Origin of the sequence: Kibdelosporangium aridum, from assembly GCF_900176515.1 — a bacterium.
GTDB classification, from domain to species: domain Bacteria; phylum Actinomycetota; class Actinomycetes; order Mycobacteriales; family Pseudonocardiaceae; genus Kibdelosporangium; species Kibdelosporangium aridum.
Genome location: NZ_FWXV01000001.1, coordinates 232,126 through 249,415, shown reverse-complemented (window position 1 = coordinate 249,415; position 17,290 = coordinate 232,126). Strand labels below are relative to the sequence as shown.

At 68.0% G+C, this 17,290-nt stretch carries 1 protein-coding gene; it reads right to left on the bottom strand.

Features of this window, described 5'->3' with window-relative positions:
• Positions 1 to 32 precede the first annotated feature (32 nt).
• Positions 33 to 17,267: a type I polyketide synthase gene (locus tag B9C43_RS00870; protein WP_084425507.1), complete on the bottom strand. Its 17,235-nt coding sequence runs from the start codon at positions 17,265 to 17,267 to the stop codon at positions 33 to 35.
• Positions 17,268 to 17,290: the final 23 nt, after the last annotated feature.

Genomic DNA, 17,290 nt, shown 5'->3' with positions numbered 1-17,290 from the left:
CGGGGTGAGGTATTCGGTTGTCAATTCGACGGTCAGGACGTGCCGAGCTCCTTGTTGATGAACTCGAAGATCTCGTCGTCGGTCGCGGCGTCCAGCCGGTCGGTGACGTCCACTTCTTCGTCGTGGTTCGCGGTCAGGCGGGCCAACGCGGCTTTCAGCCGGGCAACGGCCGTGTCCGCCGAGTCCGGGTCGCCGGCCAATTCGGCGACCATCGTGTCGAGCTGGTCGAACAACGCGTCGGCACCGCTCGGGCCCTCGGGCACCAGCTGGTCCCGCAGGTAGTCCGCCAGCACAGTGGGCTTCGGGTAGTCGAAGACCAGCGTGGCGGGCAGTGCGAGGCCCGTAGCGGCCCTGAGCTGGTTGCGCAGCTCCACGGCGGTCAGCGAGTCGAAGCCGAGCTCGCGGAACGCCTGGTTCGCCTCGATCATCTCCGGCCCGCTGTAGCCGAGAACCTCGGCCGCTTCGGCGCGGACCAGGTCCAGCAGCACCTGTCGCCGTGCGGCAGGCTGCGCCGCGGCCAGCTGCTGCCGCAACGCCGTTCCCGTGCCGCCGACCGGCTCGGCCTCCTGGTCGTTGAGCTGCTGGACGGTCGGGATCGTGGTGAGCAGCCTGCTGGGGCGGCGTGCCGTGAACACCTGCGTGAACTTCTCCCAGTCCACATCGGCGACGGTCACCGTGACATCGCCGTGAGCCGCTTCCAGCGCGGCCAGCGCACGCTCGGGCGCCAAGGCCGCGAGCCCGCGTTTGGCCAGCTCCTGCCCGGCGTCACCCTTCGCCATGCCACCGCCTGCCCACGGTCCCCAGGCCACGGACGTGCCGGGCAGCCCGTCGGCCCGCCGCTGCTCGACCAACGCGTCGAGGAATGCGTTTCCGGCGGCATATCCGCTTTGCCCGCCACTGCCCCACGTCGCCGCGATCGATGAAAACACGATGAACGCCGACAATGGCATTTCTTTCGTTATTTCATGCAGATTCACCGCACCGTCGACCTTGCCGGATATCACTGTCTCGAATTCCTCGGCAGTGCATTCCAGCAATGCGGTGGACTGGGCAACCCCTGCCGCGTGAACAACAATCGACAGGTCGGGCAGCCCGGCCACCAGCTCGGCGGTCGCCGCCCGGTCGGCCACGTCACAGGCCGCCAAGGTCACCTCGACGCCCAGCTCACGCAGGTCATCAGCGAGCTCAGCGGCTCCAGGGGAATCCGCGCCTCGACGGCTGACGAGCACCAGGTGATCCACGCCACGACCGGCCAGCCAGCGCGCCACCTGCGCCCCCAACGCACCCGTACCACCGGTGATCAACGCCGTCCCGGAGAACGACCATTCACCGGCGATGGGCTTCGCGGCGGGCACCAAGCGGCGGCCGAAGACACCGTTCGGCCGAACCGCGACCTGGTCCTCGGTGCCGTCGGCGAGCACGGCCAGTACGGCGTCGGTCTGGTCGTCCGCGTCGATCACACCGCCCCACACCTCGGGGTGCTCCAGCGCCACGACCCTGCTCAGGCCCCATACCTTGGCTTGCTCGGGCGAAGTCAGCCGGTCGTCCGGGCCGGTGGAGACCGCACCGTGGGTGACGGCCCAGATCTTGGTGCCGGTACCGATCACCGAACGCACCAGCTCAAGGGTGGCCGCGGCGTCCAGGAAGGACACCACGCCGTCCGGCTCGAACGAGCGCTCGGCCCAACTGGGCACGATCTCGGCGTCCAGCGCGGCCGCGATCGAGGCACCGGAGCCGTCGGCCGAGACCACGAGCCAACGGCCGTCGGGACGGCCTGCGGGAACCGACACGGGCTGCCAGGTGACCTGGTAGCGCCAGGCCTCCACGGCGGAGGACTCGCGACGCTTGCGCCGCCAGGCCGACAGCGACGGCAGCACGCTGCTCAGCGGCTGGTCGGGATCCACCGCCAACAGCGATGCCAGGTCCTCGTTCTCCACGGCTGCCCAGAATTGCTGGTCGTCGGCCGTGTTCGAGCTCAGCACGGCGGACACCCAGTACCGGTCGCGCTGGAACGGATAGGTGGGCAGGTCGATCCGGTTTCCGCTGACCAGCGTGGACCAGTCGACCGCGGTCCCGTTGGCGTACAACGTCCCGAGTGCGATCAGCACGTTGCGCGGTTCCGGCTTGTCGGCGCGCATCGTCGGCACGAACACCGCCTCAGCCTCGGGCAAGCACTCTTGGGCCAGAGCGGTCAGCACACCGTCGGGTCCGAGTTCCACGAAGGACGTCACGCCCCGCTCAGCAAGTTCACGTACGCCATCGAAGAACCGGACAGCCTTGCGAACGTGCGAAACCCAGTACTCCGGTGAGGTCAACTCCGTGGCCAGCTCACCGGTCACATTGGACACCACTGGGATCCGCGGCTCCTGGAACTCCAGCCCCCGCAACACCTCACCGAACTCAGCCAGCATCGGCTCCATCAGCGGCGAATGGAAAGCATGACTGACAGTCAAACGCTTGGTCTTCCGGCCCTGCGCGGAGAACTCCTCAGCGACCGCGGTCACCGCGCTTTGCTCGCCGGAGACGACCACCGAGCGCGGGCCGTTGACCGCGGCGATGTCCACTGCCCCGGCGGTTTCCTTCAACTGCACCAGCATCTCGTCTTCGGTCGCTTCGACCGCGAGCATCACCCCACCGGCCGGCAAGGCCTGCATCAACCGGCCTCGTGCGGCGACCAGCGCACACGCGTCGGCCAGCGAGAACACACCCGAGACATGTGCCGCGGAGATCTCGCCGATGGAATGCCCCAGCAGGTAGTCCGGGCGCACGCCCCACGACTCGAGCAGCCGGAACAACGCCACCTCGACAGCGAACAACGCCGCCTGCGCGTACATCGTCTGGTTGAGCAGTTGCGGCTCGCTGAGCATCACTTCACGCAGCGGCAGGTCGAGCAGGCCGTCAAAGTGCGCACAGGCCGCGTCCAGCGTCTCGGCGAACACAGGGAACTCCGTGTAGAGCTCACGTCCCATGCCCATGCGCTGTGCGCCCTGGCCGGTGAACAGGAACGCGGTCCGTCCAGCGGACGCCACACCTTGGGCGATCGCGGGAGACGAACCGCCGTCCGCGAGCGTGCCCAATGCCTTGAGCAGCTCGGACTGGTCCTTGCCGAAGACGACAGCGCGGTGGTCCATGGCGGAACGGGTTGCTGCCAACGAGTAGGCGACGTCCGCGACATCCGGCCGGTTGTCCGTGACGAAGGTGGCCAGATCGGCCGCTCGCGCCCGCAGCGCCGCTGCGCTCTTGCCAGACAGTACCCACGGCACCACCGACGGCGTGACGGTCGCGACCGGAGTCGGTTCAGCGTCGGGTGCTTCCTCGATGATGGTGTGCGCGTTGGTGCCGCTGATGCCGAAGGAAGACACCGCGGCTCGACGGGGATGTCCGTTGCGCTGCCACGACTGCTGCTCAGTCAGCAGCTCCACCGTGCCCGAAGTCCAGTCCACATGCGAGGACGGCTGGTCCACGTGCAGGGTCTTCGGCAGGACATCGTGCCGGAGAGCCATCACCATCTTGATCACACCGGCCACACCAGCCGCAGCCTGGGTGTGGCCAATGTTCGACTTCACCGAACCCAACCACAACGGCCGATCGCGGTCCCGGCCGTAAGTCGCCAGCAGCGCCTGCGCCTCAATCGGGTCACCCAGCGCAGTACCTGTGCCATGTGCCTCGACAACATCCACATCAGACGCAGACAATCCGGCATTCGCCAGAGCGGCCCGAATCACTCGCTGCTGCGAAGGACCATTCGGCGCCGTCAACCCATTGGAGGCCCCATCCTGATTCACCGCGGAACCACGCACCACAGCCAGCACACGATGCCCATTGCGCTGAGCGTCCGACAAACGCTCAACCAGCAACATGCCCACGCCCTCGCCCCAGCCCGTGCCGTCCGCCGCCTCGGCGAACGCCTTGCACCGGCCGTCGGATGCCAAACCGTTCTGCGCACCGAACTCGACGAACGCGCCCGGCGTCGACATGACACTCACGCCACCGGCCAACGCGAGGTCGCACTCGCCGGCGTTCAGTGCCTGAGCCGCCAGATGCAGCGCCACCAACGACGACGAGCACGCGGTGTCCACAGTGACCGCCGGGCCTTCCAGCCCGAACGTGTACGACACCCGGCCGGACATCACGCTGGCGGAGTTACCGGTGCCTCGATGACCACCGAAGTCCTCCGTGGACTCCAGCAGCAGGGTCAGGTAGTCCTGGCCGTTCGAGCCGACGAACACACCGGTCTTGCTGCCTTTCACCGAAATGGGATCGATCCCGGCCCGCTCGAACGCCTCCCACGACGTCTCCAGCAACAACCGCTGCTGCGGATCCATCGCCACGGCCTCCCGTGGCGAGATCCCGAAGAACGCGGGGTCGAAATGCCCGGCGTCGCCGATGAAACCGCCCTGGTTGACGTAACCGCTGCCACGGTGGTCGATGTCCCAGCCCCGGTCGGCGGGGAACTCGGTCATCGCGTCCCGGCCGTCAGCCAGCAACTGCCAGAACTGCTCAGGCGTGGACACCCCGCCTGGGAAGCGGCAGGCGATGCCGACGATCGCGATCGGCTCATCGACCCGCACGGCCTGCGCGACGGGTTGCGCCGCGGGCTGGTCGGCACCGACCAGTTCCTCGCAGAGCCATGTCGCCAGCGCGGCAGGCGTCGGGTAGTCGAACACCATGCTGCTCGGCAACCGCAGGCCAGTAGCCGTGCTCAGGGAATTCCTCAGTTCCACCGCGGTGAGCGAGTCGAACCCGAGTTCCCGGAAGGTGTGGTCATTGGTCACCGACTCCGGTCCCGGATACCCGAGGACCGTCGCGGCTTCGGCACGGACGATCTCCAGGAGCAGGGCTTCCTGCTGCTGACGGGTCAGTCCGGCGAGCCTGCCACCGAGCACGCCCGGCGTCTGCTCGGCCGTCTCGACGACGGCGGCTTCCGGAAGGTCTGCCAGGAGCCGTCCGCCGAGCAGTGAGGCGAACCGCGTCCAGTCCACGTCGGCCACGATCAACGCCGGATGCGCGGACGCGACACCGACACCCACTGCGAGTACGGCACGTTCCGGGTCCATGGCAGGCAACCCGAGAGCGCCGAGGTTGTCGGCGACACCTGCCGCCATGCCCTCGCCCGCCCACGGACCCCATGCGATCGCGGTGCCAGGCAGACCGTCCGCGCGCCGCTGCTCGATCAACGCGTCCAGGTGGGCGTTCGCCGCCGCGTAACTCGCCTGGCCCGCACTGCCGACCGCACCGGCGAACGCGGAGAACACCACGAAGGCGTCCAGGCCGTCGGTCAACTCGTGCAGAACGGTCGCACCATCCACTTTGGACTTCAGGACGTTGTCGAAACGTTCGGCGGTCAGTCCTTCGATGACACCGTCGTCGAGCACACCTGCGGCGTGCACGACCGCGGACACCCGGGCGTCACGCAGCAGCGCGGCGACGGCCTCGCGATCGGCGATGTCACATGCCGCGACGGTCACCTCGGCGCCCAGGTCGCGCAGCTGCGCTTCGAGCGTGTCAACGCCTTCGGCATCTCGGCCACGGCGGCTCACCAGAACAAGGTGTTCGGCGCCGTTGGCCGCCGCCCAGCGCGCCACGTGCCCGCCGAGTGCCCCCGTCCCACCGGTGATCAGCACGGTGCCCCGGGGCTGCCACGGAGTTTTCGCCGCTTCGGTCACGCGCACCAGGCGCCGTGCAAGGACTCCAGACGGCCGCACGGCGACCTGGTCCTCGTCACCTGCCAGCACACCGAGCACACGGGCGAAGGTCCCGGCGTCAGCCTCGATCGGGAGGTCGATCAGGCCACCCCACCGGTCCGGCTGCTCCAGCGCGGCCACCCGGCCGAAGCCCCAGATCTGCGCCTGAGCAGGGTCGGCGACGCGATCCGCCGGGCCGGTCGAGACAGCACCTCGCGTGACGGCCCACAGCCTGGCGTCGATGCGAGCGTCACCGAGGGCCTGGATGAGCGCAAGGGTGTCGATCGCAGTATCCAGCAACGAAACGACCCCGCTCGGCGCAAGCTCACGCAGGCAAGCGGCAAGGGATTCCCGGTCTGTCATTTCGACTGTCGTGGCGTGCTCACCGAACGCGGCCAACAAACCGTCATCAGCGTGGCCTTCAGGGGTCACGACCAGCCAGGCACCATCCGCCTGCCGCTGGGGGACCTGCACAGGACGCCACGAGATTCGGTACTGCCACGAATCCACCGACGCTCCGGGACGCGAGGCGGACAGCCAGTACCGGTCGCGCTGGAAGGCATAGGTCGGCAAGTCGACGCGTGCACCCTTGACCAGCGCGGTCCAGTCGACGGAAACACCACGGGTGTGCAACGCGGCCAACGCACCAATCGCGGCACGAACCTCAGGACGGTCGCCCCGCAACACCGGCACGAACAGGCCCTCGGACACGCATCCCTGAGCCATCCCCGCCAACACGCCAACCGGGCCAAGCTCAACGAATGCCGAAACACCCTGTGCCGCAAGCGTGTTCACACCATCCGCGAACCTGACCGCCTGACGAACATGCGAAACCCAATACTCCGGCGAAGCCAGGTTAGTCGCCAGTTCGCCGGTCACGTTGGATACGACCGGGATCCGCGGCTGGTTGAACTCCAAGCCACGCAGAACCTCAGCGAACTCAGCCAGCATCGGCTCCATCAACGGCGAATGGAACGCATGACTGACAGCCAGACGCTTGGTCTTCCGCCCCTGAGCCGCAAACTGCTCAGCCACCGCGACAACAGCGGATTCAACACCGGAAATCACTACAGAGTTCGGCCCATTGATCGCCGCGATCCCGAACTCATCCGTGGTGTCGATCTCATCCTCGGTCGCCTCAATGGCAACCATCGCCCCACCCTCAGGCAGGGCCTGCATCAAGCGACCACGAGCCGACACAAGCTTGCACGCGTCCTCAAGGGACAAGACTCCAGCGACGTGAGCCGCGGAGATCTCACCGATCGAGTGGCCCATCAGGAAATCAGGCCGAACACCCCACGACTCCAGCAGACGGAACAACGCCACCTCAACGGCAAACAACCCAGCCTGAGCGAACTCCGTCTGATTCAACAGCTCCGACTCGCCGTCAACAACCTCACGCAACCGCGGATGCAACAACTCACACACAGCATCAAAAGCCTCAGCAAACACCGGGAACTCGGCATACAACTCACGCCCCATCCCCACCCGCTGCGCACCCTGACCCGTGAACAAGAACGCCGTCTTACCTGCCTTGGCGTGACCACGAATCACGTCGGCGGACGAACCACCCTGCGCGAGCACACCGAGCGCACGGATCAGCTCACTGCGGTCGTTCCCGACCACCACAGCCCGATACGGCAGCGCCGACCGGTGGGTGGCAAGCGAGAACGCGACGTCCTCGACACCCGCAGTCTCCGCGATCGGCAGGAGCCGAGCGGCCTGTGCTCGCAGAGCGGCCTCGCTCTTGCCTGACAGCACCCACGGCACCACCGACGGCGCCTGGCTGGGCTTCGCGGCGTCCAGGGCCGGGACCTGCTCGATGATCACGTGTGCGTTGGTCCCGCTCACCCCGAAAGACGAGACAGCCGCCCGCCGCGGGTGACCGTTCGCCTGCCACGGTTGCGTCTCGGTCAGCAGTGAAAGAGCACCGGAGGACCAATCGACCCGGGAAGTCGGCTGCTCGGCGTGCAAGCTGCGCGGCAGTGAACCGTGCTTCATCGCGAGCACCATCTTGATCACACCAGCGACACCGGCAGCCGCCTGGGTGTGCCCGATGTTCGACTTCACCGAACCGAGCCACAACGGCCGATCCCGATCCTGCCCATAAGTCGCCAGCAGCGCCTGCGCCTCGATCGGGTCGCCCAGTGCGGTTCCGGTGCCGTGCGCCTCGACAGCGTCCACATCGGACGGCTGCAACCCGGCGGCCGCAAGGGCCGCCCGGATCACTCGCTGCTGTGCGGGTCCGTTGGGCGCGGTGAGCCCGTTGGACGCGCCGTCCTGGTTGATCGCGCTACCGCGCACCACGGCCAGAATCTCGTGACCGTTGCGCTGAGCGTCCGACAACCGCTCGACCAACAGCATTCCGACGCCCTCGCCCCAGCCGGTGCCGTCGGCGGACTCGGCGAACGCCTTGCAGCGGCCGTCCGTGGCCAGTCCGCCCTGCGCGCTGAAGCCCTCGAAAGCGGTGGGCGTCGACATGATCGTCACGCCGCCCGCGAGCGCCAAGTCGCACTCGCCCTGACGCAACGCCTGCGCTGCCCAGTGCAGTGCCACGAGCGACGAGGAGCAAGCGGTGTCCACCGTGACGGCCGGGCCTTCCAGGCCGAAGGTGTACGCCACCCGGCCGGACACCACGCTCGGCGTGGTGCCGATCATCAGGTGAGCTTCCACCGACTCCGGCAGGTCGTCGATTCCCACCGCGTAGCCCTGCGGTCCGGCACCGACGAACACGCCTGTGCGGCTGCCGCGCGCCGTGGTGATGTCGATCCCGGCGTGCTCGAACGCTTCCCACGAGGTCTCCAGCACCAACCGCTGCTGCGGATCCATGGCCAGGGCCTCACGCGGCGAGATCCCGAAGAACTCCGCGTCGAATTCGGCCGCGTCGTACAGGAACCCGCCCTCGTGGACGTATCCGGCCTCGACCTGCCAGCCACGGTCGGCAGGAAACGCGGATATCGCGTCACTTCCGGAAGCCAGCAGGGTCCAGAGGTCGTCAGGCGAAGCCACCCCGCCGGGGAACCGACAGCCGATGCCGACGATCGCGATCGGCTCGTCATTCGCGTACGCGACAACCGGCGGCTCGCTCGCCGCCACTTCCGCCCCGAGCAGTTCCGTGCGCACATAGCCGGCCAGGACAGTAGGCGTCGGGTAGTCGAAGACCAGCGTGGCGGCCAACTTCAGACCGGTCGCCTCAGCCAGGCGGTTACGGAGCTCGACTGCGGTCAGCGAGTCGAATCCCAGGTCACGGAAGGAAGATTCGGTCCCGATCGCGTTCGGATCCGGGTAGCCGAGCACCGCGGCTGCCTCGGCGCGGACCAGGTCGAGCAGGAACGTCTCCCTGGCGGCCTCGGACATGTCCCGCAACTGCCCGACCAGACCGGAGTCGTGCCGCGCGGGCGCCTCAACCGTCGCCTCGGGGATGGTGCCGAGCAATGGACTCGGCCGGTTCGCGGTGAACACGGGAGCAAACTTGGACCAGTCCACGTCCGCCACGGTGACCGTGACGTCGTCGTTGCCCAAGGCGTTCGCCAGCGCGACCAGGGCCAGCTCCGGGGCCAATCCGGCGAGGCCCATCCGCCGCAACTGCTCCCCTGCCTCGCCCGCGGCCATGCCGCCGCCTGCCCACGGACCCCAAGCGACCGATGTTCCGGTCAGGCCTCGGGCACGACGGCTTTCCACCAAGGCGTCAAGGTAGGCATTGGCTGCGGCGTAACCGCTCTGCCCACTGCTGCCCCACGTCGCGGCGATCGAGGAGAACACGACGAAAGCGGACAGGTTCTCGGTCAGCTCATGCAGGTTCTGCGCGCCCGTCACCTTCGCGGCCACAACCTCGGCGAATTCAGCCGGGTCGGTGTCCATCAACGGAGTCAATTGCGCGGCGCCTGCGGCATGCACGACAGCCTGGACCGGGGAGCCGTTGTCCGCCAACGACTGCAGCATCTCCGCCACAGCTTGCCTGTCGGTGACGTCACAAGCAGCGAAGGTGACCTCGCTGCCGTGACCACGCAGTTCGTCGGCGAGTTCGGCTGCGCCATCAGCGTCTGCACCCCGTCGGCCACACAGCACCAGGTGCTCGGTGCCGTTGCGAGCCAGCCAGCGGGCGACATGTGCGCCTAGCGCGCCCGTTCCTCCGGTGATCAGCGTCGTGCCCAACGGCCGCGGCTCGGTCACCGTGGCAGGCCGGGGATCGTGGACCAGCCTGCGAACCAGGATTCCCTCGGCACGGACGGTGATCTGGTCCTCGCCGCCGGACAGCACGGAGACTGCCTTGGCAGCCATCTCGCTGTCCACAGTGGATGGAAGGTCGACGATGCCGCCCCACAGCGACGGCAGCTCGAGCGCGGCGACCCGCGCGATACCCCACAGCTGCGCGGCGACGGGGTCCGGCGTCTCGTTCGGCGACACTGACACCGCGCCACGCGTGACCGCCCACAGCCGAGTCTCGATCCCCGAGTCGGCCAGCGCCTGGAGAAGCAGGATCGTGCCGACCGGGTCCAGCAGCGACACCACACCGTCCGGAGAGTGCGACGCGAGTTCTTCGGCCAGCACCACGCGATCGGCGTCCTCGACCGTGAGGACGTGTGCGCCGGGCAGGGCCGAGACGATCTCGTCCCCGTCACCGTCGGCGCGCACAACCAGCCAAGACCCAGTCGGAGCACTGGTCTGCCCGGTGTAAGGCTGCCAATCGACCTTGTAACGCCAGTCGTCGACCGCGGCGTCGGGACGGCGACGCGATGACGCGTCGATCCAGTACCGCTCGCGCTGGAACGCGTACGTCGGCAGGTCGAGCGTGCCTGCGCCGGGGAAAATCGCCTGCCAGTCAAGTGGCACACCGCGGACGTGCAGTCCGGCAAGAGCCGTGAACAGTGAGCTTTCCTCGGCGCGATCCTTGCGCAGCAACGGCAGGAACCCGGCGTCCGGCAGGGTGTCCTGGGCCATCGCGGACAGCACACCGTCCGGTCCAAGCTCGACCACGGTCCGGATCCCGCGCTCCTTCAGCACGGCGACGCCGTCGGCGAACCGCACGGCCTGCCGCACGTGCTGAACCCAGTATTCCGGCCCCAGGTCCGTCGCCATGCCCCCGGTCACGTTGGACACGACGGGGATCCGCGGCTCGTCGAACTCCAGCCCTCGCAGGACCTCGGCGAACTCGGCGAGCATCGGCTCCATCAACGGCGAATGGAAGGCGTGGCTCACGCGCAGCCGCCGGGTCTTCCTGCCCTGAGCCGAGAACTTCTCGGCCACCGCAAGCACCGCTGACTCAACGCCCGAGATCACCACCGAATTCGGGCCGTTGATCGCGGCGATCCCGAATTCGTCCGTGGTCTCGATTTCGTCCTCGGTCGCCTCAATGGCAATCATCGCCCCGCCAGAGGGCAAGGCCTGCATCAACCGGCCACGCGCGGAAACCAGCTTGCACGCGTCAGCCAGTGACAACACACCAGCCACGTGAGCCGCCGCGATCTCGCCGACGGAGTGGCCGAGCAGGACGTCCGGGCGGACGCCGAACGACTCGATCAGCCGGAACAACGCCACTTCGACGGCGAACAAGGCCACCTGTGTGTAGGCGGTCTGGTCGAGCAGCCCATCAGTGTCCTCGAACACCACCTCGCGCAGGGGCACGTCCACGTGCGCGCAGACCGCGTCGAAAGCCTCGGCGAACACCGGGAACCTGGCGTACAGCTCACGGCCCATGCCCGCACGCTGTGCACCCTGACCAGTGAAGAGAAACGCGAGCCCGCCGGTCACCGGCGTCCCGTTGACCACCTGCGCCGAGGGCTTCCCGGCTGCCAACGCGGCAAGTCCCGAAAGCAGTTCTTCGCGGTCCTTGCCGAGAACGACGCAACGCTCAGCCAACGCGGCCCGAGTCGTGGCCAGCGAGATCCCGGCACCAGCCAGATCCGTTGTCTCGTCGACGAAGTTGCGCAACTGTTCGGCTTGAGCTCGCAGCCCTTCGGTGGTCGTCGCGGACAGTGGCCACGCGATCAGGCCCGGCGTGCTCGGCGCGGGCGCAACCGGCTCGGTGGCCGGGGCCTGCTCGATGACCGCGTGGGCGTTGGTGCCACTGAGACCGAAGGAAGAAATCCCGGCGCGGCGCGGCTTGCCGTCCCGCGGCCACGGCAGCGCCTCACGCAGAACGGAGATGCTGCCCGATGACCAGTCGATGTGCGGGCTCGGCTGATCGAAGTGCAAAGACGACGGCAGTGTGTCGTTCTGCAGGGCGAGCACCATCTTGATCAAGCCCGCGACACCCGCGGCCGCCTGCGTGTGCCCGATGTTCGACTTCACCGAGCCGAGCCAGAGCGGCTGGTCCCGATCACGGCCGTAGGTGGCCAGCAGCGCCTGCGCCTCGATCGGGTCACCCAGCGCGGTCCCGGTACCGTGCGCCTCAACAGCGTCCACATCGGACGGCTCCAGGCCCGCGTTGGCCAGTGCCTGCCGGATGACTCGCTGCTGCGCGAGGCCATTCGGGGCAGTGAACCCGTTCGACGCGCCGTCCTGGTTGATCGCGCTACCGCGCACCACGGCAAGAATGTTCCGGCCGTTGCGCTGAGCGTCAGACAACCGCTCCACCAACAGCATGCCCACGCCCTCGCCCCAGCCAGTGCCGTCGGCACCAGCGGCGAAAGGCTTGCAGCGGCCGTCAGCGGCGAGCCCACCTTGGGCACTGAACTCGGCGAACGCGCTCGGGGTGGACATCACGGTGGCACCACCGACCAGCGCCAGCTCGCATTCGCCGTTCCGCAGCGCTTGGACAGCGAGATGCAGCGCCACCAGGGAGGACGAGCACGCCGTGTCCACCGTGACCGCCGGGCCCTCGAGCCCGAAGGTGTAGGCGACGCGGCCGGACATCACGCTCGCGGAGTTGCCGGTGCCGAGGTAGCCCTCGGTCTCCGGTCCGCCCTGGTCCACCAGAGCGACGTAGTCCTGGCCGTTGGTGCCGACGAACACGCCGACCTGCTTGCCACGAACCGAATCCGGAGCGATCCTTGACCGCTCGAAGGCCTCCCACGAGGTCTCCAGCAACAACCGCTGCTGCGGATCCATCGCCAACGCCTCACGCGGCGAGATGCCGAAGAACCGGGGCTCGAACCCGGCGACGTCGTCGAGAAACGCACCCTGTTGGGTGCTGAAATGCGCAGCGATGTCCCACCCTCGGTCGGCCGGGAATTCGCCGACCGCGTCGGAGCCGGAGACGAGCAGCTGCCAGAAGTCTTCGGGAGTACGCACTCCGCCAGGGAACCGGCATGCCATCGCGACGATCGCGATTGGCTCGTCGGTGCTGCCGTGTGCGATCACCACGGGCGCGTCCGCCTGCGCGCCAAGCAGTTCGTCGAGCAGGTGGGTGGCCAGCACGTCCGGGCTCGGGTAGTCGAACACCAGGCTGCTGGACAGTTTCAGGCCGGTCTCGGCGGCCAGCCGGTTGCGCAACTCGACCGCGGTCAGCGAGTCGAACCCGAGTTCGCGGAACGCGTGCGACCGTTCGACGGCCTCCGGGCCCGCATAGCCCAGCACCGCGGCGGCCTGCGCACGGACGACGTCGAGCAGGAGGTTCTGCTGCTCGTTACGGCCGAGCCCGGTGAGCCTGGCGGCCAGTCCGGTGACTTCCTGTGCCTGCGTTGGGGCGAGAACGCTCAACAGCGGGCTGCGGCGCGCGGACTGGAACGCGGGCGCGAACCTGGCCCAGTCCACGTCGGCCACCACGGTCACGGCGTCGCCGCCGGTGGCGATCCGGCTCAGTTCGGCCACGGCCCTGTCCGGGTCCATCGCCGGCAGGCCGAGTTCGGCCAAGCCACTCGCTGCGCCTTCGGCCATGCCACCGCCGGTCCACGGCCCCCACGAAATCGAGGCGGCGGGCAGACCGTCGGCGTGGCGCTGCTCGGCGAGGGCATCCAGGACAGCGTTCGCGGCGGCGTAGTTGCCTTGGCCCGCGCTGCCAACCGTCCCGGCGAAAGCGGAGAACAGCACGAACGCCGTGAGGTCGAGTTCGCGTGTCAGCTCGTGCAAATGCAGTGCCGCGTCGGCTTTTCCGGGCAGCACACCGGTGAACTGCTCGACGGACATCCGGTCGAGCACGCCGTCGTCGAGAACCCCTGCGGTGTGCACGACTGCGGTCAGCGGGTACTCGCCGGAAGCGGCGTGGTCGACCAGCGCGGCGACGGCTGCACGGTCGGCGACGTCACACGCGACGATCGACACCTCGACGCCGAGCTCACGCAGCTCTGCTTCCAGTTCAGGCGCGTGACCACGACGGCTGGCGAGGACAAGCCGCGCGGCACCGTTGGCTGCGGCCCAGCGGGCGACTCGGGAGCCCAGTGCACCGGTTCCCCCGGTGATCAGGACTGTGCCGGTGGGCTGCCACTGCTGACCGCCCGCGCCCGCACGCACAAGCCTTCGGGCGAAGACCCCGGCTGGGCGGATGGCGACCTGGTCCTCGGTGCCGGTGAGCACGGCGGCGAAGTACTCGAGGGCACGCTGGTCCAGCTGCGCGGGCAGGTCGACCAGGCCACCCCAGCGATCCGGGTACTCCAGCGCCGCGACACGGCCAAGGCCCCAGACCTCGGCCTGATCCGGTCGTTCCACCCGGTCGCCGTGGCCGGTGGAGACCGCTTGCCGGGTCACCGCCCATACCGGCGCGGTCAGCCCGGCCTGCAGCAGCCGCAGCGTGCCGACCGCGTCGAGCACTGCGACCACGCCGCGGAAGTCCTTGTCCGCCAGGTCATCGATCTCGTCGAGACTTCGCACCACTTGTGCCTGGTCGCCGAAGACCGTGAGCAGTTCGTCTTGGTCTTCGGGCAGAACCACGAGCCAGCGCCCGTCCAGGCTCGCTGGTCCGGGAACCACCGGCTGCCAGTCGATCCGGTAACGCCAGCCACCGGTGTCCGTGCTGCGCTTACGCCCCCACGTGGCGCCCTCGAACCAGTACTGCTCGTGCTGGAACGCGTACGTCGGCAATTCGACCGGGGCACCCTTGACCAAAGCCGTCCAGTCCACGGACACACCGCTGGTGTGCAGTGCCGCCAAGGCACCGATCGCCGCACGGACCTCCGGCCGGTCACCCCGCAGCATCGGAACGAACAGGCCCTCAGTCACGCAGGCCTGAGCCATGGCGGTCAGCACACCGTCCGGCCCCAGCTCGACGAACGCCGTCACGCCCTGCGTTGCCAGAGTCCGCATACCGTCCGCGAACCGAACCGCCTGCCGGACATGAGAAACCCAGTACTCCGGCGTGGTCAACTCCGTGGCCAGCTCACCGGTCACATTGGACACCACCGGGATCCGCGGCTCCTGGAACTCCAGCCCCCGCAGCACCTCAGCGAACTCAGCCAGCATCGGCTCCATCAGCGGCGAATGGAAAGCATGGCTGACGGTCAAACGCTTGGTCTTGCGGCCCTGCGCGGAGAACTTCTCGGCAGCCGCAAGCACAGCGGACTCGTCACCGGAGATCACCACCGAGTTCGGGCCGTTGATCGCGGCGATCCCGAACTCGTCGGTCGTCTCGATCTCGTCCTCGGTCGCCTCAATCGCGACCATCGCCCCACCCGACGGCAACGCCTGCATCAATCGGCCACGCGCGGCAACCAGTTTGCACGCGTTCTCCAACGAGAACACACCAGCGACATGCGCCGCAGAGATCTCACCGATCGAATGCCCCATCAGGAAGTCCGGGCGCACACCCCACGACTCCACCAACCGGAACAACGCCACTTCAACGGCGAACAACGCCGCCTGAGTGAACATCGTCTGGTCCAACAACTCCGGCTCATCAGCGATCACCGCGCTCAGCGACCGCCCGAGATGCGGGTCAAGCTCAGCACACACAGCGTCAAACGCCTCGGCGAACACGGGGAACTCGGCGTACAGCTCACGCCCCATGCCCAGACGCTGAGCACCCTGCCCGGTGAACAGCAACGCGGATCGGCCACGCTCAGCCACACCCGTGATCACGTCCGCGGTGGCTGTTCCGTCGGCGAGGGCGGTCAGCCCGGCGGTCAGATCCTCACGGGTCGCACCAAGGACAACGGCGCGGTGTTCCAGTGCGGCACGAGTGGTCGCCAGCGAAAAGGCGATATCGGACGGATCCTCTGTGCACTCCACAAGCCGTTGTGCCTGAGCGCGCAAGGCGGCCGACGTCTTGCCGGATAGCACCCACGGTGTCAGGGCTGGCGACATTCGCTCGACCGGTGCCTGCGTGGCGTCCGGCGCCTGCTCGATCACGGCATGCGCGTTCGTACCGCTGAAGCCGAACGAGGAGATACCGGCACGGCGTGGCGCCTCACCCGCAGGCCACTCGCGGGCCTCGGTCAGCAGTTCCACCGCACCGGACGACCAGTCCACATGCGACGAAGGCGTATCCACGTGCAACGTCTTCGGCAACACGCCGTTGCGCATCGCCATGACCATCTTGATCACGCCAGCGACACCTGCGGCCGCCTGGGTGTGTCCGATGTTCGACTTCACCGACCCGAGCCACAACGGCCGATCGCGATCACGGCCATAGGTCGCCAGAAGCGCCTGCGCCTCAATCGGGTCACCCAGCGAGGTTCCGGTCCCGTGCGCCTCAACAACATCCACATCAGACGCAGACAACCCAGCATTCGCCAACGCAGCACGAATCACCCGGCGCTGCGAAGGACCATTCGGGGCCGTCAAACCATTCGACGCACCATCCTGATTCACCGCAGAACCACGAACCACAGCCAACACACGATGCCCGTTGCGCTGAGCGTCCGACAAACGCTCAACCAGCAGCACACCAACGCCTTCACCCCAGCCGGTGCCGTCCGCGCTGTCCGCGAACGCCTTGCATCGGCCGTCTTCGGCGAGGCCGCGCTGCCTGCTGAAGTCGAGGAACGCGGCCGGAGTCGACATGATCGTCACACCGCTCGCGAGCGCCATGTCGCATTCGCCGTTGCGCAGCGCCTGAACCGCGAGGTGCAGCGCCACCAAGGACGACGAGCACGCCGTGTCCACGGTGACCGCTGGGCCCTCCAGCCCGAACGTGTACGACACCCGGCCGGAGAGCACGGCGGCCGCGTTTCCGGTGCCCAGGAAGCCTTCCAGCTCATCAGGGCCGTGTTCGAGCAGCGACACGTAATCCTGGTTGTTGGTCCCGGCGAAGACACCCGTCCGGCTGCCCTTCACCGACAGCGGATCGATCCCCGCCCGCTCGAACACCTCCCACGACGTCTCCAGCAACAACCGCTGCTGCGGATCCATCGCCAACGCCTCACGCGGCGAAATCCCGAACAGGCCAGGGTCGAACTGACCGGCCTCGTAGACGAACGCACCTTCACGGGCATAGCTCGTGCCCGCGTGGTCGGGATCCGGGTGGTAGAGCGTGTCCAGCGGCCAGCCACGGTCGGTGGGGAACCCGGCCACCGCGTCCCCGCCCTCGGCCAGCAACCGCCAGAGGTCCTCCGGCGAGCGCACGTCACCGGGGTACCGGCAGGCCATGCCCACGATCGCGATCGGCTCGCGGGCAGCTGCCTGCAGGCGCTGGTTCTGGTCACGCAGGCGGCTGTTCTCCTTGAGCGACGCCCTCAGCGCGTCGGCGACTTTTTCGGAAGGCGTTGCCATCATCATCCCCAGAAAGCTGTGGT